The 18,558-nt window shown below is 68.6% G+C and carries 19 protein-coding genes; 13 read left to right on the forward strand and 6 right to left on the reverse strand.

From position 1 onward, the window contains the following. The first annotated feature begins 137 nt into the window (after nucleotides 1-137). Nucleotides 138-740 (forward strand): NAD(P)-dependent oxidoreductase, encoded by a 603-nt coding sequence (locus ACQP2T_RS12640; RefSeq protein ID WP_433516327.1) that lies wholly within the window; start codon nucleotides 138-140, stop codon nucleotides 738-740. Here the strand turns inward: ACQP2T_RS12640 and ACQP2T_RS12645 are convergent. Continuing rightward, nucleotides 734-2,035, reverse strand: a complete 1,302-nt coding sequence (locus tag ACQP2T_RS12645) for a DUF4032 domain-containing protein (RefSeq protein WP_433516328.1) — start codon at nucleotides 2,033-2,035, stop codon at nucleotides 734-736. The genes ACQP2T_RS12640 and ACQP2T_RS12645 overlap by 7 nt on opposite strands. 22 nt (nucleotides 2,036-2,057) lie before the next feature. Here ACQP2T_RS12645 and ACQP2T_RS12650 point away from each other — a divergent pair, with 22 nt between their 5' ends. Then, entirely contained in the window at nucleotides 2,058-3,626 is a 1,569-nt protein-coding gene (locus ACQP2T_RS12650; protein WP_433516329.1) for a DUF885 domain-containing protein, read from the forward strand. Between the two features lie 4 nt (nucleotides 3,627-3,630). Here the strand turns inward: ACQP2T_RS12650 and ACQP2T_RS12655 are convergent, their stop codons facing one another. From ACQP2T_RS12655 to ACQP2T_RS12665, 3 genes are all read right to left on the reverse strand, one after another. Next, complete coding sequence (locus tag ACQP2T_RS12655) at nucleotides 3,631-4,269, reverse strand: class II aldolase/adducin family protein (protein WP_433516330.1); 639 nt, start codon at nucleotides 4,267-4,269, stop codon at nucleotides 3,631-3,633. A gap of 139 nt (nucleotides 4,270-4,408) precedes the next feature. Continuing rightward, on the reverse strand, nucleotides 4,409-5,059 hold the full coding sequence (locus ACQP2T_RS12660) for an NAD(P)-dependent oxidoreductase (RefSeq protein WP_433516331.1): 651 nt from the start codon (nucleotides 5,057-5,059) through the stop codon (nucleotides 4,409-4,411). Nucleotides 5,060-5,099: 40 nt separating this feature from the next. Continuing rightward, entirely contained in the window at nucleotides 5,100-5,741 is a 642-nt protein-coding gene (locus ACQP2T_RS12665; RefSeq protein WP_433516332.1) for a DsbA family protein, read from the reverse strand. A 143-nt stretch (nucleotides 5,742-5,884) separates the two neighbouring features. Here ACQP2T_RS12665 and ACQP2T_RS12670 point away from each other — a divergent pair, with 143 nt between their 5' ends. Both ACQP2T_RS12670 and ACQP2T_RS12675 read left to right on the forward strand, forming a co-directional pair. Continuing rightward, on the forward strand, nucleotides 5,885-6,799 hold the full coding sequence (locus ACQP2T_RS12670) for a helix-turn-helix domain-containing protein (protein ID WP_433516333.1): 915 nt from the start codon (nucleotides 5,885-5,887) through the stop codon (nucleotides 6,797-6,799). Nucleotides 6,800-6,917: 118 nt separating this feature from the next. Continuing rightward, nucleotides 6,918-7,505 carry an HD domain-containing protein gene (locus ACQP2T_RS12675; protein WP_433516334.1) on the forward strand — a complete coding sequence of 196 codons (588 nt, stop codon included), beginning with the start codon at nucleotides 6,918-6,920 and terminating at the stop codon, nucleotides 7,503-7,505. 175 nt (nucleotides 7,506-7,680) lie between these two features. Here the strand turns inward: ACQP2T_RS12675 and ACQP2T_RS12680 are convergent, their stop codons facing one another. Beyond that, nucleotides 7,681-8,265: a TetR/AcrR family transcriptional regulator gene (locus ACQP2T_RS12680; RefSeq protein WP_433516335.1), complete on the reverse strand. Its 585-nt coding sequence runs from the start codon at nucleotides 8,263-8,265 to the stop codon at nucleotides 7,681-7,683. 72 nt (nucleotides 8,266-8,337) lie between these two features. Here ACQP2T_RS12680 and ACQP2T_RS12685 point away from each other — a divergent pair, with 72 nt between their 5' ends. The 7 genes from ACQP2T_RS12685 (at nucleotide 8,338) to ACQP2T_RS12715 (ending at nucleotide 15,172) form a co-directional block, all read left to right on the forward strand. Beyond that, a complete protein-coding gene (locus tag ACQP2T_RS12685; RefSeq protein ID WP_433516336.1) occupies nucleotides 8,338-9,294 on the forward strand; it encodes a carbohydrate kinase family protein in 957 nt (318 codons plus the stop codon). Between the two features lie 52 nt (nucleotides 9,295-9,346). Beyond that, nucleotides 9,347-10,561 carry an aminotransferase class III-fold pyridoxal phosphate-dependent enzyme gene (locus tag ACQP2T_RS12690; RefSeq protein ID WP_433516337.1) on the forward strand — a complete coding sequence of 405 codons (1,215 nt, stop codon included), beginning with the start codon at nucleotides 9,347-9,349 and terminating at the stop codon, nucleotides 10,559-10,561. 240 nt (nucleotides 10,562-10,801) lie between these two features. Then, nucleotides 10,802-12,247, forward strand: coding sequence for an N-acetylglucosamine/diacetylchitobiose ABC transporter substrate-binding protein (ngcE, locus tag ACQP2T_RS12695; RefSeq protein ID WP_433516338.1), 1,446 nt, complete (start codon nucleotides 10,802-10,804; stop codon nucleotides 12,245-12,247). 3 nt (nucleotides 12,248-12,250) lie between these two features. Further along, a complete protein-coding gene (locus tag ACQP2T_RS12700; protein WP_433516339.1) occupies nucleotides 12,251-13,165 on the forward strand; it encodes a carbohydrate ABC transporter permease in 915 nt (304 codons plus the stop codon). Between the two features lies 1 nt (nucleotide 13,166). Continuing rightward, nucleotides 13,167-14,021 (forward strand): carbohydrate ABC transporter permease, encoded by an 855-nt coding sequence (locus tag ACQP2T_RS12705; RefSeq protein WP_433516340.1) that lies wholly within the window; start codon nucleotides 13,167-13,169, stop codon nucleotides 14,019-14,021. A gap of 9 nt (nucleotides 14,022-14,030) precedes the next feature. Beyond that, nucleotides 14,031-14,306 carry a 4a-hydroxytetrahydrobiopterin dehydratase gene (locus ACQP2T_RS12710; RefSeq protein ID WP_433516341.1) on the forward strand — a complete coding sequence of 92 codons (276 nt, stop codon included), beginning with the start codon at nucleotides 14,031-14,033 and terminating at the stop codon, nucleotides 14,304-14,306. Nucleotides 14,307-14,377: 71 nt separating this feature from the next. Then, nucleotides 14,378-15,172, forward strand: a complete 795-nt coding sequence (locus tag ACQP2T_RS12715; RefSeq protein WP_433516342.1) for a hypothetical protein — start codon at nucleotides 14,378-14,380, stop codon at nucleotides 15,170-15,172. A gap of 370 nt (nucleotides 15,173-15,542) precedes the next feature. On the opposite strand, the gene ACQP2T_RS12720 is transcribed toward ACQP2T_RS12715, so the two are convergent. After that, on the reverse strand, nucleotides 15,543-16,940 hold the full coding sequence (locus tag ACQP2T_RS12720) for a M6 family metalloprotease domain-containing protein (protein ID WP_433516343.1): 1,398 nt from the start codon (nucleotides 16,938-16,940) through the stop codon (nucleotides 15,543-15,545). Nucleotides 16,941-17,079: 139 nt separating this feature from the next. Here ACQP2T_RS12720 and ACQP2T_RS12725 point away from each other — a divergent pair, with 139 nt between their 5' ends. Both ACQP2T_RS12725 and ACQP2T_RS12730 read left to right on the forward strand, forming a co-directional pair. Continuing rightward, complete coding sequence (locus tag ACQP2T_RS12725; protein ID WP_433516344.1) at nucleotides 17,080-18,180, forward strand: low temperature requirement protein A; 1,101 nt, start codon at nucleotides 17,080-17,082, stop codon at nucleotides 18,178-18,180. Beyond that, nucleotides 18,177-18,506: a nuclear transport factor 2 family protein gene (locus tag ACQP2T_RS12730; RefSeq protein ID WP_433516345.1), complete on the forward strand. Its 330-nt coding sequence runs from the start codon at nucleotides 18,177-18,179 to the stop codon at nucleotides 18,504-18,506. Before ACQP2T_RS12725 ends, ACQP2T_RS12730 begins: the two co-directional genes overlap by 4 nt. The last annotated feature ends 52 nt before the right edge of the window (nucleotides 18,507-18,558 follow it).

The raw sequence follows: 18,558 nt of genomic DNA on the forward strand, positions 1-18,558 counted from the left end.
TGTCTACGGCCAAGGTGGAGAAAAACCTAACCGCGACGGAGATTTCCTGATTAGGGGTATTGCTTGCGATATTTAAGAGCTTCGCTCACATTATTCTCGGCCCGGCTCGCCGATGTCCAACGGATACTCTGGAGAATATGAAAATCCTTCTCTTTGGCGCGACCGGCATGGTCGGTCAGCGCATCGCCGCCGAACTGGCGGCCCGCGGCCACGAGGTGACCGGTGTCAGCAGGTCGGGACCGGTCAAGGGAGATGTGCGCGATGCCGCCACGCTGGGCCGCGGCCACGACGCCGTGATCTGCGCGATCGCTCCGCCCCGCGACGGGAGCGAGCCCGAGGGACCGTTCCTCGACGCCCATCGCGCCCTCATCGACGGCGTCCGCGCCTCCGGGGTCAGGCGGCTCGTCGTCGTCGGCGGCGCCGGCGGCCTGGAGGTGGCGCCCGGTGTCGACCTGGTCGACACGCCCGGCTTCCCGGAGATGTACAAGAAGGAAGCGCTGGCCCAGCGGAGCGCTCTCGGTCTCTATCGCGAGGTCGACGACCTCGACTGGACCTACGTCTCCCCGGCCGCGGAGATCGCGCCCGGAGAGCGTACCGGCCACTTCCGTGTCGGCGGCGACCGGCTTCTCACCGACGCCGAGGGCAACAGCCGCATCTCCGCCGAGGACTACGCGATCGCGATCGCCGACGAGGTGGAGAAGGGCGAGCACCCGCGCCGGCGCATCACGGTCGCCTACTGAACTCCGTCCGACTCCTTGAGGTCCGACTCCTTAAGGTCCGGCTCCTCAAGGTCCGACTCCTCAAGCAGGTCGTCCGCCTCCTCCAGGAGGCCGCCCGGCTCCTCGGGCAGGAGGGCCTTCTCGTCGGGCTTGTGGACGAGCACCTTGTCCACGTACGACTTCACGGCGGCCGCGATGCCCACGTCGGCCCCGGCCGCCTCCGACAGGTACCACCGGTGGTCCAGCACCTCGTGGAAGAGCTGCGCGGGCTCCAGCTTCCCGCGCAGCCGGGCCGGAATGCCCTCGACCGTCGGCTGGAACACCTCGGCCAGCCACCGGTGCGCCACGATCGCCTCGTCCTCGTGCCGCAGGCCCTTGGCGACCCGGAACCCGTCGAGGTCGTTCAGCAGCCGCCTGGCCTGGTTCTCCTCGACGTCGAGTCCGGTGAGCCGGAGCAGCCGCCGCTGGTGGTGCCCCGCGTCGACCACCTTGGGCCGGACGATGAGCCGCCCGGTGCCGACCTTGCGCCGCACCATCATCTCGGCCACGTCGAAGCCCAGCAGGTTGAGCCGCCTGATCCGCTGCTCCACCCGGTGCCAGTCGACCTCCTCGATGATCTCGTCCTGGGTGATCTCGTTCCACAGCCGGTGGTAGCGGGTCACGATGTCCTCGGCGGTGTCCATGGGGTCGATCGACGGGTGCAGCAGCCCGCCCGCCTCCAGGTCGAGCATCTCGCCGAAGATGTTCATGTGCGCGGTCTCGATGTCGCCGAGCCGCTGACCCTCACTGATCATCGGATGCATCTCGCCGGTCTCCGCGTCCACGAGGTAGGCGGCGAAGGCGCCCGCGTCCCTGCGGAAGAGCGTGTTCGACAGCGAGCAGTCGCCCCAGTAGAAGCCGATCAGGTGCAGCCGCACCAGCAGCACGGCCAGCGCGTCCAGCAGCCGGGTGAGCGTGTCGGGCCGCAGCGTGCCCGACATGACCGCGCGGTACGGGAGCGAGAACTGCAGGTGCCGGGTGATCAGCGCCGCGTCGAGCCCCTCGTCCCGGCCGGTGACGTAGGCGATCGGCTCGACCGACGGCGCGTCGAGCCTGGCCAGGTCCCACAGCAGCTGGTACTCCCGCCTGGCGTACCGCTCGCTGATCTCCTTGATCGCGTACACGTTGCCGGACAGCCGTACGAACCGCACCACGTGCCGCGAGATACCGCGCGGCAGGTCGACCATGTGATGCGTCGGCCAGTCGGCGAGAGGGACCTCCCAAGGCAGGCGGATCAGGTCGGGGTTGCCGAGCGCGCCGGTGATCTGTAGGGGCATATGCCCAGGATATTGTGCGGACGTGGACGAGTTTCTCAAGTGGTACTTTTCCGGTCGTCCCGTCGTCGCCAGCACCCTGGGAGCCGACGGCTACGATCACACGCTCGGTGACTTCACCGCCGCCGCCTTCGCCGCCCGTGAGCGGGAAGAGATCGTCTGGCTGGACCGGCTCTCCAGACTGGAGACGCCGACACCGGACGACGCGATCGACAGGGATCTCGTCCTGTCTCAGCTGAGGGGCTCCATCGCCCTCGCCTCCTGGCCGGACTGGCGGCGCGACCCGGCCGTCTACCTGTCGGCGATCTTCACCTCCATGTTCACGCCGTTCCAGCGGCGGCTCAAGCCCGAGCCTGAGCTGGTGGCCGCCGCCCTCTCCCGGCTGGCCGAGGTGCCGGACGTGCTGGCCGCCTGCCGGGCCAACCTCGACGCCGAGCTCGCGGCGCCGCTGCTCGTCCAGCGCGGCCTCGGGCAGGCGCGCACTGGGCGCAACTTCCTCACCAAGACCATCCCGTCGATGGTGACGGACCCGGAGCTGCGCGCGCGGCTCGCGTCCGCCGCCGAGCCGGCCGCCGCCGCTTTCGATGCCTTTGTCACCTTCCTCGAAGAGTTCAAGTGCGGCGGCACCTGGCGGATGGGCGAGCGGCTCTACTCGACGCTGCTGCGCGAGCGCGAACTGCTCGGGTACGGCGCTGCCGAGCTGCACGAAAAGGGCGAAGCGGCCTGGGCGTCGCTGGACGCGCGGATGCGCGAGGTCACCAAGAGGCTCAACGGCACCGAGGACTGGCGCGCCGCGATGGAGTCCTTGATGGACGACCATCCCGCCACGCTGGCCGACATGCGGGCCGAGTACGAGGCCGAGACCCACCGGGCCCGCGAGTTCGTCAGGGAACGCGACCTGGTGACCTTCCCCGAGGGGGAGGAGTGCCTGGTGCTGCCCTCGGCCGAATACACCAGGCCGGTCCTGGCCGTGGCCCACTACCTGTCGCCGCCGCCGCTGAGCAGCTCGCGTACCGGCGTGTTCTTCGTGCCGTACACGCCTGACGGCTTCACCGAGGAGCAGGTACGGCAGCGCCTGCGGACGAACTCGCGGGCCCAGATGCCGTCGATCGCCGTCCACGAGGCCTACCCTGGCCACCACTGGCACCTGTCGCACATGGCGAGCAACACCCGGACCGTGCGCAACGTGTTCCGCACCCCGTACTTCACCGAGGGCTGGGCCCTCTACGTCGAGAAGGTGCTGCACGAGCAGGGCTACTTCGACACGCTCGCCACCGAGCTGGCGCACCTGGACTGCCGCATCTTCCGCGCGGCCCGCATCGTGGTGGACACGGCGCTGCACTGCGAGGACATGTCGATCGAGGAGGCGGAGACGTTCATGGCGACGAAGGCGTCACTGTCACCCGGAACGGCGCAGGGGGAGGTCAACCGCTACTGTGCCTGGCCCACGCAGGCGCCGTCCTACCTGACGGGCGCGATCGAGATCGACCGGATCAGGGAGTCGTACGACGGGTCGCTGAAGTCGTTCCACGACAAGATCGCGGGCTCGGGCGGCCTGCCACTGGGACTGGCCGAACAGGCGGCCCACCTGTAGTCGTTCAGGTGGTGCGGCGGGGGAAGGCCGGGGGGTTGAGCGAGCGGTCGATCACGGCTGCGAGCTGCTCGTCGGTCAGGATCGTGGGCTTGCCGACGCTCAGCCCCCGCACGTACACCTCACACAGCCATTCGAGTAACCGGGTGGCCTCGAAGGCCTGCTCAAGCGTGGCGCCGATGGTGACGCCGCCGTGGTTGGCCATGAGCGCCGCCTGCTTGCCGTCGAGCGCCGCCCGGACGTTGGCCGCCAGCTCCGGCGTCCCGTACGTCGCGTACTCGGCCACGCGCACCACCCCGCCCAGCAGCAGCGCGTTGTAGTGGACCGGTGGCAGCTCGGTCATCGTGGTGGCCACGACGGTCCCGAACACCGAGTGCGTGTGGACGACGGCCTGCGCGCCGGTGGTCTCATAGACGGCCAGGTGCATCGGGGTCTCCGAGGACGGCTGCAGGTCGCCTTCGACCAGGTACCCCTCGATGTCCACGATCGGGCACATCTCCGGCGTCAGCCGGTCGAGCGCGACCCCGGACGGGGTGACCGCGACCAGTTCGCCCTGACGGACGCTCAGGTTGCCCGACGTGCCGATGACCAGGCCCTGCTCGACGGCTCTCTGTCCGTACTCGCACAGCTGCTCGCGGAGGCTCATGGCGGAGCAATGTAGTCGGTCGTCCGAAATGCGGCAATGCCATGGACGGCAGTGAGCGGGTTAGGTCCGCCGCTCCCCAGGGGTTCGGCCCGCCGCTTCCCACGGGAAGTGGCGGGCCGAACCCCTGTGCGCCTGCCGGTCAGTAGCCGACGGCGAAGCGCTGCCGGCGGTGGGCAGGCCGCTCGATCTCGTCGAGGAGGGCGACCGCGTAGTCCTCCACGGAGATGGTGCTGTTGCCGTCGTCGTCGATGACGAGGTCGTCCAGGGCGGTGCGGTAGGCGCCCGTGCGGGTGCCGGGCTCGATCATGGCCGCGGGGCTGATGCTGGTCCAGTCGACGTCGGTGACGGTCCGGTAGTAGTCGAGGGCGTCGCCGTGGGAGTGCATGATCGGCAGCAGGAAGTCGGGCAGGCCCGGGGCGTCCCACACCTGCTTGCCGTCGGGGGTGCGCAGGGAGCCGGCGCCGCCGACGGTGATCAGGCGGGGTGCCTGCTCGCCGAGGGTCCGCAGTCCTTCGGTGAGGGCGACGGCGGCGGGCTTGATGGTGGCGATGTGGCCGGGGCCGTCACCGCCGCCGACGGCGCTGACGAGGACGTCGTGGCCCTTCGCGGCGGCGGCGACCGACTGGGCGTCGAGGACGTCGCCGGTGGTGACGCTCAGGTTCGCGTGGGGTTCGGTGACCTTGGCGGGGTCGCGGACGACGGCGGTGACGGTGTGGCCGCGGTCGAGGGCCTCGCGGACGATGGCGGAGCCGATGGTGCCGTTGGCGCCGAAGACGGCGATGTTCGTCATGGCAGTGCTTTCCTTCTTGTAGTGATGGTTCGGGGGGCGGTCAGGTGGAGGCGGGGGCCAGGTGCCGGTCGAGGGCCTCGGTGAGCTGACGGGCGCTGGAGAGCGGTCCGCCGAGCCGGTGGGTGCCGGTGGGGGCGTGCAGGAGCAGCGTCGGGTAGGCGTCGACGCCGAGCCGGCGCAGTTCTCGGAAGCCGCCTTCGGCCTCGGCGCGGGTGGCCGGGTCGTGGAAGGCTTCGGCGACGGCGTCGGCGTCGAGGCCGTGCCCGGCGGCGATCGACCGGTACACGTCGAGGTCGGAGAGGTTGTGGCCGTCGACACACCAGGCGCGGTTGAGGGCGCTCGCCAGTTCAAGGGCGCGTCCGGGAGCCTGGCGGCTCAATGCGACCAGCCCGGTGGCGGCGTCGGTGGAGTCCAGCACCAGGGTTCCCTCGGCCACGGTGCGCTGATAGCCCTCACCGAAGGTGACCCCGGTGGCGGCGGCGATGCGCCGGGTGGCGTCCGAGATGTGCGGGTACGCCGCCACGGGCAGGGCGCGCAGGCCGGAGAAGAGGCCCCCGGACAGCACCCGCAGCTCGATACGGTCCGCGTTGTCGTCGGCGAACCGCCGCAGCGCCGGACCCAGGCCGTAGCACCAGCCGCAGTAGGCGTCGAACGCGTACGTCAGACGGATACGGTCGGTCATTCGGTGCCTCCTGACATTGGTAGAAGTCAGTCATCGATGTCCGCCGGGAGTCGCGACGTCCTTGCCGCCGCATATGCTCTCGACTGACTTCAAAGGTAGGATCCGGGAAAGGTGCCGCCCAGGTGCGGTGAGGACTCGTCGTGGTGAAAAACGGACAAGAAGCGATCCGAGAGATCCAGTACGTCCCGCCGGCGGCCGGCGCGGTCGGTGTCGAGGTGATGACGATCGCCGAACTACGCCGCCGCCTGCATGGGCCCGGCGGGGCGGAAGGCGCCCGGGACGCGCAGGGAGCCGGCCGCGCACAGCGCCCGGACTTCCACCTGCTCCTCACGGTCGACCAGGGGCTGCTGTGGCACATGGTCGACTTCGCCGACTACGCCGTCACCGACAGCACCTTGCTATGGGTCCGCCCCGGCCAGGTACAACGCTTCGGCGACCTCAGCGCGGCGAGCGGCACCCTGGTGCTGTTCCAGCCCGACTTCCTCGACCCCACCACAGCCACTGACGTCCGCCTCGACGACCCCTTCGGACGCGCCCTGTGGCAGATCACCGGAGAGGACGCCCCCGCCCTGCGCCGGGCCCTCGACCACCTCGCCTGCGAGTACGGCACCACCCGCATGCCGGCTTCCACCCGCTCCGCCATCCTCCAGCGGCTGCTCGCCGTGCTCCTGCTGCGCCTGACCCACCTGACCGCCCCCGTGGGCACCCTGCCCGCCGAGCACGCGGAAACCTTCCAGCGTTTCCGCGCCGCCGTCGAAACCGACTTCACCCGGGCCCGCGACGTCGGACACTACGCACGCGTCCTCGGATACTCGCCGCGCACCCTGACCCGGGCCGCGCTCGCCGCGGCCGGAGTCGGCGCCAAGGAGTTCATCGACCGTCGCGTCGTGCTGGAGGCCAAACGCCTCCTCGCCCACGGCGACCAATCTGTCGCGGGCATCGGGGTCCGCCTCGGCTTCCTCGACACCAGCAACTTCGTCAAGTACTTCGTCCAGCGCACCGACAGCACACCGGCCACCTTCCGTAGCCGGTACCGCCCGGCCCGGGTCGCCCGGTGAAGCCGCCAGACGTACCTTCTTCGGTGCTGATCAATTCGTCGAACTGATGGCCCGATCCCAGCGACGCATGGCACGCGGGCCTATTTTCGTTCCTGCCCCGCCCTCATACGTTCAGGGCATGAACGACAAACTCGCCCTGCCCACGGGGTCGCTGGCCGACGCGAGCCTCGCTCTCGTACAGAAGTCCGAGAGCACGCCGATCGCCGACCACAGCATCCGCAGCTTCCTGTTCGCCCGCCTGCTGGCCGAGCAGGAGAACTGCCTGAACGACGCGGCTTACGATGAGAACCTGCTCTTCGCCGCCTGTGTGATGCACGATCTGGGCCTGGGCACCCTCGCGGCCGGCCAGGCCAGGTTCGAAGTGGAAGGCGCCGATCTGGCGGCATCCGTGCTGACCGAGCACGGCATCGCCGCGACGGACGTCGACCGGGTGTGGGAAGCGATTGCCCTGCACTCCTCCCTGGGCATCGCCGACCGGCGCGGACTGCTGACGTATCTGACGCACAAAGGTGTCTTCACCGACGCCGGAGTCGTCCCTGACCTCGACGCCGCGACACTCCAGCTGGTCTACGCCACCTACCCCCGGCCCGCCGACTTGCGCTTCATGCAGGACGCGATCGTCGAGCATGCCGCCCGCTCCCAGGCCGCGGCACCGCCATACTCGATCGCGGCCTGGTACCTGCGCGAGCGACAGGCCGGAACGTGACCGCACATCGCCGGCACCTGGCTGAGGCTGAGGGCCGAATCGGGTAACCAAGCGCCGTTGCGGCGGGACGTTGCGCCCGGTCAGCGGGCGTCTCCCTGGACAGACGCCCGCCACGTGCGGCGGTTGGCGGGTTGGGCGGCTTGCCGTACAGGATGGAAGGTCTTTTGAAAGACCATCACAGATGGTCGAGAGTGGCGAGCATCAGGCGCTCCAGGTCCACGCGCGAGAGGCGGCCGGGATAGAGCAGCAGGTGCAGGCTGAGCCCGTCGACCAGCGCCAGCAGGCGCTCGGTGATGTCGTCGAGGTTCTCGTCGGTGGTGAGTTCGCCCGCCGCCCGAGCCTCGCCGAGCAGCGTCCGTACGGCCCCGCGGAGCTCGTCGGCCTCGGCGCGCTGGACCTCGGCGAGCCGCTCCGAGGCCAGGCTGCGGCTCCAGAAGCTGACCTCCAGACGCGTCTCCTGAGTACGCTCCGCATCAAGGGGCAGGTTGTCCAGCAGCAGCTCACGCAGGGCGGCCAGGCCGGTGGCGCCCTCGATCTTGCGCGTCAGTCGCTCGCGGATGCGCTGGTGGGACTGCCGCAGCGCCGACAGCAGGATCTCGTCCTTGTCGGCGAAGTAGTGCGCCAGCACGCCGTTGGAGTAGCCCGCCTCCTTGGCGATGGCCCGGGTCGTGGCGGCGTCGATGCCGTCCCTGACGATCACCCGGCGGGCGGCTGAGAGCACCTCGCGCCTGCGCTCGTCATGGTCAACGATCTTCGGCATCCGGTGGCCCCCTTCTTCGGTGCTGTCCTGAGCATATTGACTTTTTATTCGGACGTCTGTCTATTTAGACCCATGACCGTCCCCGCCAGCCCCACCGTCGCCACGATCGGCGTGCACATCGTCGACATCCTCGCCAGGCCCGTCTCGTACATCCCGGAAGGGCAGGACACCGCCCTGGTGGACCAGATCCGGCTTACCGCCGCGGGATCCGCGGCCGGGACGGCGGTCGACCTGGTCAAACTGGGCAACGAGGTCGTCTCCATGGGCGCCATCGGGGACGACGAGCTCGGGGACTTCCTGGTGGCGGTGATGGCCAAGCGCGGCGTGGACGTCTCCCTGCTCACCCGCAAGGCCGGCGAGCAGACGGCGGCCTCGATCCTGCCGATCAGGCCCGACGGCGGGCGTCCCAGCTTCCACGTCCCCGGGGCGAACCTCGGGGTCACGCCGGCGGACCTGGACGAGGCGCGGCTGCGTGGTGTGCGGGCCGTCCATCTGGGCGGGATGGACGTGACGTTCGGGCTGGGGGATCCGGCGTTCTTCGCGCTGCTGGACTCGCTTCGGGCGGCCGGGGTGATCGTGACGATGGACCTGCTGTCGGAAATGCCGGACTTGCTGGGGATGGCGCGGGCCTTCCTCCCGCACGTGGACTATGTCCTCCCGAACGGCTCCCAGGCGCTCCTCATGGCGGCTTCGTCGCCTTCGTCGGCTTCCGTGGCGGAGGTGTCGGCAGCAGCCCAGGCATTGCTGGGGGAGGGGCCGCGCGGGGTGCTCGTGACCATGGGAGCCGAGGGGAGCCTGGTGGTGACCGAGGCGGGGATCGAGCAGGTGCCCGCGCTCAAGGTCGAGGTCAGCGACACGACCGGCTGCGGGGACGCGTACTGCGCCGGGTTCATCACCGGGCTGCTGCACGGACAGGACGTGGTGGGCGCCGCCCGCTGGGGCACGGCCGCCGCCGCCCAGGTCGCCACCGGACTCGGCTCGGACGCGGGCCTCACCGACCTCGAATCCACCCTTGCCCTCCTGACATGACCCCGCCGCCGGCTGCTGTGTTCGACCCGTGGAACTTGGAGAGGGATTTCAGATGACAGACGCTGAGCTTCGTCAGCGGGCGTTGAAGGTCGTGCCCGGCGGCATGTACGGGCATCTCAACGCCGCGATCTTCGCCCCCGGATACCCGCAGTTCTTCGAGCGCGGCGAAGGGTGCCGCCAGTGGGACGTGGACGGCCGCGAGTACATCGACTTCATGTGCAGCTGGGGCCCGGTGGTGCTCGGGCACCGGCACCCACGCGTGGAGGAGGCGGCCGCCAAGCAACTGGCTCTCGGCGACTGCCTCAACGGGCCGGGGCCGATCATGGTCGAGCTGGCCGAGCTGCTGGTCGACACCGTGCCCAGCGCCGACTGGGCGATGTTCTCCAAGAACGGCACCGACGCCACCACCCAGGCCCTCATGGTCGCCAGAGCGGCCACCGGCCGCACGAAGGTGCTGATGGCCCACGGCGCATACCACGGGGCCGACCCTTGGTGCACGCCGTCACTCGCCGGGACGACGCCGAACGAGCGGGCCGACCTGGTGGAGTTCGACTACAACTCGATCGAGTCGCTGGAGGCCGCGGCCGCCACGGTCGAGGGGGAGGTCGCGGCGATCATCGTGACGCCGTTCAAGCACGACTCCTTCGAGGACCAGGAGCTGGTGGAGCCCGCTTTCGCGCGAGCCGCGCGGGCGCTGGCCGACCGGATCGGGGCCGCGCTGGTGATCGACGACGTCCGGGCGGGGTTCCGGATCGACCTGCGGGGGTCGTGGGAGCCCTATGGCGTACGGCCGGACCTGACAGCGTGGTCCAAGGCCATGGCGAACGGCTACGCCATAGCCGCCGTGACCGGCACGGACGCGCTGCGCGGACCGGCTCAGACGCTGTATTCGACGGGCTCGTTCTGGTTCTCGGCCGTCGCGATGGCAGCGGCGAAGGCGACGATCGAGACGCTGCGCGACACCGACGGCATCGCGGCCATGGAGCGGGCCGGGACGCAGCTGCGTGACGGGCTGTACGGGCAGGCCAAGGCGCACGGGTTCGTGGTGAACCAGACCGGACCTGTGACGATCCCGTGGCTGAGCTTCGACGGCGACGCCGACCTGTCGACCGCCATGTACTGGAGCGACGCCTGCCTGCGGCACGGCGTGTACATCCACCCGTGGCACAACTGGTTCATGTCGGCGGCGCACACGGAGGAGGACGTAGCCCGGGCCCTGGAGGGCACCGACCTGGCCTTCGCCGAGACCCGGGCGCACTTCGGCTGACGGGACCCGCGCGTGTGGGCTGATGGGTCCCGAGCGCACGCCGACTGATGGGATCCCAAGCGCGCTTCGGGCTGACGGTGGGTGGCTGTTTGGGCGGTAGGCATCTAATGTCCTTCCTGTAGAGGATCACGGCAAAGGTGTTACGGGTCGATTGCGCCCCTTGACGAGTGCGCCCGGCCGTTCGTACCTTCGGGCAAACGGTTAGGAAACTTTCCTAATTCGTCCTCTTCAGGAGCCCCCATGACCCACCCGGGAGAGATCACTCGGCGTCAGCTGCTGCGCCGAATCGGCATGACCGCGTTCGTCGCCGGCCCCGGCGCGGGCCTGCTGAGCGCCTGCGCCACCAGCGGTGCCGGCGACGAGCCCACCGCGACGCCGACCAGCTCGATCGCCGCCTCCGCCGACCCGAAGAACCCGTTCGGCGTCGACGCCAAGAAGCCGCTGGAGGTCACGATCTTCAGCGGCGGCTACGGCGACGCGTACGCCAAGGACCTGCACGAGAAGATGTACGAGAAGAGGTTCCCCGGCGCGACGGTCAAGCACAACGCGACCCAGCAGATCGGCACCCAGCTGCGTCCGCGCTTCGTCAGCGGCGACGTGCCCGACGTGGTCAACAACTCGGGCCCCGAAGCGCTCGACCTGGCCGCCATGGCCGGCGAGGGCCAGCTGGCCGACCTGACCGTGCTGTTCGACGCGCCGTCCTTGGACGACCCGTCCAAGAAGGTCCGCGACACCGTGACGCCGGCCGTGCTGGACAACGCGAAGATCGACGACAAGGACCTGGTCCTCAACTACACCGTCTCCCACCGCGCGCTCTGGTACAACGCCAAGCTCTTCGCGGACAAGGGGTGGGCGCTTCCGAAGACGTGGGCGGAGTTCAAGGCGCTCGGCGACACGGCGAAGAAGGAAGGCATCCTGCTGTTCGCCTATCCCGGGCAGAAGGGCCCGTACTACCAGCTCTGGAACGCCCTCTACACGGCCGCCAAGATCGGCGGCAACCAGGTCCTCATCGACATCGACAACCTGGTCGACAACGCCTGGAACGCCGAGCCGGTGAAGCAGTCGGTGACCGCCTGGGTGGAGATCCAGACGCTTTATGGCGATAAGGCGTACTTCGGCCTCGACCACACCCAGACCCAGGTCAAGCAGCTCCAGAACAAGCTGCTCTTCTACCCGGTCGGCTCGTGGATCGAGAACGAGATGGCCAAGGACAAGCCCAAGGACTTCGAGTACGCCATCGCCCCGATCCCCGACGTCACCGCCGCCGACAAGATGCCGTACGGGGCCATCCAGGTGGGGGTCGGCGAGAACTTCTTCGTCTCCGCCAAAGGCAAGAACCCGCAGGGCGGCCTGGAGTATCTCCGCATCATGCTGTCGAAGGAAGGGGCCAAGGGCTTCACCGAGAAGACGCTGAACCTCACCGTGGTCAACGGCGCGGCCGAGGGGCTGGATCTCACCCCCGGCCTCAAGAGCGCGGCCAAGGCACAGGACGTCGCCGGCCAGAACATCATCACCGACGCCCGTTTCGAGGGCTGGTACAAAGAGTTGTTCGACTACGGCACCCAGCAGATCAACGTGGTCATGGCCGGGCGCATCACGCCCGAGAAGTTCTGCCAGAACATGCAGAAGAAGGCGGACGCCATCAAGAAGGACTCGTCCGTCGTCAAGCAGACGCGGAGCAACTAGCCCATGGAGCGGTTGCGCAAGTACGGGTTCGTCGCCGCGTTTCTCGCCGTTCCTGTCGCTCTCTACTCGGTGTTCGTGATCAGCCCCTACATCCAGGCGTTCCAGATCTCCCTGACGGACTGGAACGGCTACAAGTCGAGGCTGCACTACATCGGGCTGGACAACTTCACCCGGTTATTCGGGGACGAGGTCTTCTGGCGGGCCCTGCGCAATCACGGAATCCTGCTGCTCGTGCTGCCGCTCGTGACGGTCGCCATCGCGTTGTTCTTCGCGTTCCTGCTGAACCTGGGTGGGGGAACGCGCGGCGCGGGAATGAAGGGGATCTGGGGGTCGAAGTTCTATCGGGTGGTGTTCTTCTTCCCCCAGGTGCTCGCCGTGGCCGTGGTCGGGGTGCTGTTCAAGGCGGTCTACCGGCCCGACGAGAGCGGCGTGATCAACGGACTCCTGGTCAAGCTGGGCCTCGATCCCGTCGGCTGGCTCGTCGAGCCGAACCTGGCCCTCTGGGCGATTCTGGCGGTGATGATCTGGCAGGCCGTCGGATTCTACGTGGTGCTCTTCTCGGCGGGAATGGCCGCCATTCCGAAGGACTACTTCGAGGCGGCGGCGCTCGACGGGGCCGGGCGGGCGCGGCTGTTCTTCTCGATAACGCTGCCGCTGCTGCGCGACACCATCCAGGTGGGGTGGGTGTATTTGGGGATCGCGGCGTTCGACGGGTTTGCGCTGATCCTCGTACTCGCCGGGGACAAAGGAGAGCCCGACGGGGCCACGACCGTGCTGCCCGTGGAGATATGGAAGACCGCGTTCACCTATTCCAAGGTCGGTTACGCCTCGGCGATGGGGGTCGTGCTGTTCTTCCTCACCGTGACGTTCGCGGTGCTGACCTTGCGCACCACGCGGCGCGAGAGGATCGAGCTCTGACATGACCACGCCTCGTCCGGCCAGACCTCGGCTCGGGGTCCTTGGCGGCCTTTCGCATCTGGCGCTCTTCATCTGGGCGCTGCTGATCATCCTGCCGCTGCTCTGGACGTTCCTCGCGTCGTTCAAGAACAACACGGAGATCTTCGGGGACGCGCTTCAGCTGCCCGGTCAGTTGCGGCTCGACGCCTGGGGGAGGGCCTGGGACAAGGCCCACGTGGGGCAGTACATGCTCAACACCGTTGTCGTCGTGTTCTTCAGCACGTTGGGGACGATGCTGTTCGGCTCGATGGCGGCGTATGTGCTGGCGCGCTACCGGTTTTTCGGCAACAGGGTGATTTATTACTTCTTTGTGGCCGGGATGGCGTTCCCGATCTTCCTGGCGCTGGGGCCGCTGTTCTTCGTCGTCCTCCAGCTCGGGCTGCTGAACTCCCACGTCGGGCTCATCCTGGTCTACATCGCGTACTCGCTGCCGTTCACGGTCTTCTTCTTAGCCGCATTTTTCCGTACATTGCCGGACACCGTGGCCGAAGCGGCGGCGATCGACGGCGCCTCGCACACCCGCACGTTCTTCCAGATCATGCTCCCCATGGCCAAGCCCGGCCTGATCAGCATCACCATCTTCAACGTGCTCGGCCAGTGGAACCAGTACCTGCTGCCCCTGGTCCTGCTCACGGACGACAAGGACAAGTGGGTCATCACCCAGGGCATCGCCGACATCTCCACCATCGCCGGGTACGAGGCCGACTGGCCGAGCCTGTTCGCCGCCCTCAGCATGGCGATCATCCCGGTGATGATCGTCTACATCATCTTCCAACGCCAGATCCAGTCCGGCCTCGGCGCGGGGGCGCTGAAGTAACGTGAGTTCATGGACGTCGACAGCAAGCTCAACGACCTGCCTGAATGGCGTAGGGAGGGCGAGGAGATCCGGCGTACGATCACCGCGCCCGACTTCCCCACGGCCATCCGGATCGTCGACGAGATCGCGGTTCAGGCAGAAGAGATGAACCACCATCCCGACATCGACATCCGGTGGCGCAGACTGCACCTCTCGCTGACCACCCACGACAAGGGACGGCTCACGGAGAACGACTTCACCCTGGCCGGACTCATCGACGGGATCGCCGCCAAACACGGTGCGTAGTGGATCGGTTACTGGTTAGAGTGGTGGCTTCGTGAGCCTGGCCAGGGCTCGTCACCGCTTTGGGGGTTCCCATGCGCCTGCCCACGCCCGCCATCGCACAACGGATGCCCGCGTCCGTCCGGTCACAGAGGGCGCGTGCCCAACTGAGTCCTGGATACCCCGACTTCGTCATCGTGGAGCAGTCCGCCGCCCCACTCGGCACGGGCCGCGCGACCGCCCGCGACGCCGTCGGCGGTGCCGCCCGATCTGGCGGCACCGCCCGTGACACCGCCCGGCCGGGCGTCTCGGCCCATGGGGTCGCTCGCCCGCTGAGGGCGCGTTCGGCCGCGTTGCTGCTCGCCCTGGCGGTCGCGGGCTGCGCGCAGAGCCCGGCCGATCCCGAGGCCGACGCGCCCGTGGGAAACGCCGTCCACAGCTCCGACGCCGCCGCGGCGCCCACCACGCTCACGGGCGCCGGAGTGTTCAAGCCGCGCACCACGATGGCCATCGTCTACAACCGCAAGCTGGTGCCCAAGGGGGCTCAGGCGAGCGTGACCGCCGAGTCCACGGGCGGCAAGACGGTGACCTCGCTGGTGGTGGAGGGCCTGGTGCCCAACCATCGATACGGCGCCCACCTCCATGTCGCACCCTGCGGAAAGGGCCCCGCCGCCGCGGGGGCGCACTTCCAGCACATAGCCGGCCGCGCTGACGCCACCAGCGAGGTGTGGCTGGACCTGAAGACGGACGGCTCCGGCGCCGGACGCGCCACCGCCCGCCACGACTGGTCGCTGACGGGCGAAGTGCCCCACTCCCTGGTCCTCCACGCCAGGCCGACCACCCCCGACGAGCAGCCCGCCCCGCGCATCGCCTGCCTCACGCTCAACTGAGCGTTTTTAAGGGCGATTTTTACGGGCCATTTTTTACGGCCGGCCACACCCACCCCACCCACCGTCCCACTTGGGGTCTGTCCAGGGGCACGCTCCTGCGGTTCACGGGGCTGGGCACCGTGACGTGCGCACTCTTGGCCGCCCGCAGGGCCCATTCGTAGACCGGTGTCAGCACGAATGACGAGAGGGTCGTGGACCGCTGTCAGCGCGTGCGACGGGAGTTTCGTCGCCCATGGTCAGCCCGTACGACGAGAGATTGGTAGACCGTGGTCGGCGTGTGCGGCGAGATGGGCGCCCGTCACGGCAGATGCCGGGCGGTCGCGGCACTCGCCCGGCATCTGCCGTATCCGGCCTCCGTCATGGATCGCCCTTACGAGCTGACCACGACGTCGATCGTCATCTCGTCATCACCCGGCGTGCCGGAGACTTCGATGGTCACGCCGGTCCATCCGCCCCCGGGCAGATCGAGTGGGGGCCTGGTGTCCCGGCCGATGCTCGCGTTGCCCAGCGACGGATACAGATCGTTGGCGTCACCCCTGTTCCCCAGGCTGCCGATCTGGGCGAGCTGGCGCAGGCCGTCGGCCTGCATCAGCTCGATCGCCAGGCGCCGCTCGTCGTCGACGTTGGGGATGGCCTCGTCCACGACGTAGGCCGCGATGCCCTGGTCGGGCAGGAACTCGTCCTGGCCCCGCTTGCGGCGATATTCCACGACGATGTACTGCGAGTCCTTCATCGTCCGATCGTTACGGATGACGATGAAGTCACCGCCCTCGGCCACCGGCCGGAGCGTGATGCCGTGGGTGGTCTCGGTGACCAGCCGCGGGGTGACCCAGTCGTGGAACATCCGCAGCATGCTGGTCGGGTACACCGGCGTGACCCCGCGGTTGCCCCACGAGCCGGCCGCCATCAGGCAGAAGTTGCCCAGCCCGTGCGACTTGGCGCCGGTCTGCGCCCGGTCGGTGTCGTAGTAGTCGGCCCAGCGCGCCGCCAGGTGCCCCCACTCGTGGGCGCAGACACCGACGTTGCAGTCCTCGGGCACGGTCAGGAAGGTGCTCACCTCCAGGTCGGGCCCGACCGCGATGGGCTCGTCGCCGACGGTCCACTTCAGGCTCCAGATGTACTGGAGCCCTTCGGCGTCGGCGAAGGTCTCGGCGCCCGGGCCGGCGTGCACGACGAACAGCGCGGTGACCCGGTGCTCGTCGAGTACGTCGTAGGAGGGGTCGAACTCGACACCCGCCGCCATAGCGGCCTGCACGGCGTCCCGCGCCATACCCTGCGCGTTGCGCGGGAAGTGGTCCTCGTCCAGCCCCGACTTGTTGTTGGCGTAGAAGGCCAGCTTCTGCGGCAGCCGGAACCAGCCGAACACCTCGCCCTGCACGTCGATGCCGTGGTCGTCGCTGAAGCCGCTGACCTTCCGATAGAAGTCGCGCATGCTGCCCGGCTGGGTGCCGAACAGCAGCCGCCTGAAGTGCTCCGCGTCGTGAGCCGGATCGTGCGGCCGGTCGTCGAAGTCGACCAGCAGCACCAGCGTCTTGATGACGCCCTTGAGCTTCTTCGGCGGCCGGTTGATCAGGCTCACGTCGGGAGCCTGTGGGGTGAGGTTGCCGTCATCCAGGCCCACCGAGCGCGGCCCACGCCGCTCGGAACGCCACATCGCGTAGTAGTCCTCGAACGTCAGGTGCTCGGGCAGGAGCCCGGCCGCCTTCAGCTCGTAGAAGCGGGTCTCCAGCTTGGCCAGCGCATCCGGCGCTAATGGAACGAAGTGCATGGTGTCCCCCCATCGTCCGTCCTTCCGTGAAGGTAGGCCGGATAATGGGGTCCGTCCTGAGTACCCCCTACTCAACCGATGCCGTGCACACCAGACCTCCAGGGCGACATAATTACACAATTACATGTGGGAGGTATGGGTGAGCAGGAGTTGGCAGCCGCCTAGGTTACGGCTGTTCGAGGGAGTGCAGCGACGGGCCACCTGGCTGGAGCTGCTCTATGACCTGGTGTTCGTGGTGGCCGTGGCCGAGTTGGCCGATGTACTGGCCGAGGGGACCGAACCAGGGCGGATTCTGGCGTTCATAGGGCTGTTCGTGCCCATCTGGTGGGCCTGGGCGGGATACGTGTTCTACGCGAACAGGTTCGACACCGATGACGTGAGCCATCGCCTGCTCGTACTGCCCCAGATCCTGGCCATCGGCACGATGGCCGCGAGCGTGGGCGACATCGGGCAGCGCTCCGCGTTGTTCGCGCTGTCCTATGTGGCTGTGCGGATCCTGCTCATCGTGGCCTACCTGCGCGCCGGGCGGCATGTGCCCGAAGGGCGGTCGCTGACCAGCAGCTATGTGGCCGGGTTCACGGTGTCGGTGGTCATCTGGACGGCGTCGCTGGCCGTCGAGCCGCCGCTGCGCTATGTCCTGTGGGCCGTCGCCATGGTCATCGATCTGGCCACGCCGCTCATGGCGCGGCGGCACCAGGGCGCGCTGCCGCCACAGAGTGAGCACCTGCCTGAGCGGTTCGGGCTGTTCGTGGTGATCGTGCTGGGCGAGGTCGTCGCCGCGGTGGTGGTCGGGCTGAAGAGCCACGCGGTCACGCCCGGCACGCTGCTGATCGCCCTCGCGGGCATCGCGATCGCCATGGCGTTCTGGTGGCTGTACTTCGGGCACATAGATGAGTCCGTGGTGCTGCGTACGCAATTGGCCGGACAGGTCTGGGTCTACTCCCATCTGCCGCTGTCGCTGGGCCTGGTCGCGTTCGGCATCGGTGTCGAGCACGCGATCACCCACCCGGGGACGGGCTGGGCCGTCGGAGTCCCCGCCGCGGTGGTGTTCGTCACCCTCGGCCTCCAGCACCTGTGCTCCGGCGACCGGCTCGCGACCGCCATCCGCATGGCGGCTGCCGTGCTCACGCTCGTCACCTCCGCGCTCCCGGCCGCGCTGGCGCTCCCCTTGATTCTCTTGTACGGCGGAGCGCAGGTCGCCTACGATCTTCGCCGTCCCCTGCCCGGAGGAGAGGCATGACCGTGATGGAGCTGTTCGACCGCCAACTGGCCGCTATCGCGGATCGGGACCTGGAGGCCCTGCTGGCGCAGTACCACGAGGAGGCCATGGTCGTCCGCTTCGACCGCGTGGCCAGGGGAGCGGGGGAGATCCGGGAGCTGTTCGGCGCCTATCTGGCCGCCGAGCCCCAGGTCGTCGAGGTCACGTCGATCCAGGCGGTGGACGACGTCATCTTCTACAACGCCCTCATGACCGTCGCCGGCAACAAGGTCACCACGTTCGGCACACTAGTGATCAAGGACGGCAGGATCTGGCGCCAGACCGCCGCCGCCCTGCCGTCCCCCTGACCACGCCCAGCCCTGACCTGCCCTCCGCCAGGCCGCGCGCAGCCCGCCGGCC

The organism is Nonomuraea sp. CA-143628 (genome assembly GCF_050942315.1).
In the GTDB taxonomy this organism is placed as follows: Bacteria; Actinomycetota; Actinomycetes; order Streptosporangiales; family Streptosporangiaceae; genus Nonomuraea.

Coding starts and splice junctions, on each gene's coding strand:
- ACQP2T_RS12655 (WP_433516330.1), bottom strand. CDS start 4,269: ATGAGCCTCCGCGAGCAGCTGTGCGAGTACGGACAGAGAGCCGTCGAG.
- ACQP2T_RS12690 (WP_433516337.1), top strand. CDS start 9,347: ATGACAGACGCTGAGCTTCGTCAGCGGGCGTTGAAGGTCGTGCCCGGC.
- ngcE (WP_433516338.1), top strand. CDS start 10,802: ATGACCCACCCGGGAGAGATCACTCGGCGTCAGCTGCTGCGCCGAATC.
- ACQP2T_RS12705 (WP_433516340.1), top strand. CDS start 13,167: ATGACCACGCCTCGTCCGGCCAGACCTCGGCTCGGGGTCCTTGGCGGC.
- ACQP2T_RS12730 (WP_433516345.1), top strand. CDS start 18,177: ATGACCGTGATGGAGCTGTTCGACCGCCAACTGGCCGCTATCGCGGAT.
- ACQP2T_RS12720 (WP_433516343.1), bottom strand. CDS start 16,940: ATGCACTTCGTTCCATTAGCGCCGGATGCGCTGGCCAAGCTGGAGACC.
- ACQP2T_RS12640 (WP_433516327.1), top strand. CDS start 138: ATGAAAATCCTTCTCTTTGGCGCGACCGGCATGGTCGGTCAGCGCATC.
- ACQP2T_RS12660 (WP_433516331.1), bottom strand. CDS start 5,059: ATGACGAACATCGCCGTCTTCGGCGCCAACGGCACCATCGGCTCCGCC.
- ACQP2T_RS12700 (WP_433516339.1), top strand. CDS start 12,251: ATGGAGCGGTTGCGCAAGTACGGGTTCGTCGCCGCGTTTCTCGCCGTT.
- ACQP2T_RS12680 (WP_433516335.1), bottom strand. CDS start 8,265: ATGCCGAAGATCGTTGACCATGACGAGCGCAGGCGCGAGGTGCTCTCA.
- ACQP2T_RS12675 (WP_433516334.1), top strand. CDS start 6,918: ATGAACGACAAACTCGCCCTGCCCACGGGGTCGCTGGCCGACGCGAGC.
- ACQP2T_RS12645 (WP_433516328.1), bottom strand. CDS start 2,035: ATGCCCCTACAGATCACCGGCGCGCTCGGCAACCCCGACCTGATCCGC.
- ACQP2T_RS12710 (WP_433516341.1), top strand. CDS start 14,031: ATGGACGTCGACAGCAAGCTCAACGACCTGCCTGAATGGCGTAGGGAG.
- ACQP2T_RS12685 (WP_433516336.1), top strand. CDS start 8,338: ATGACCGTCCCCGCCAGCCCCACCGTCGCCACGATCGGCGTGCACATC.
- ACQP2T_RS12715 (WP_433516342.1), top strand. CDS start 14,378: ATGCGCCTGCCCACGCCCGCCATCGCACAACGGATGCCCGCGTCCGTC.
- ACQP2T_RS12665 (WP_433516332.1), bottom strand. CDS start 5,741: ATGACCGACCGTATCCGTCTGACGTACGCGTTCGACGCCTACTGCGGC.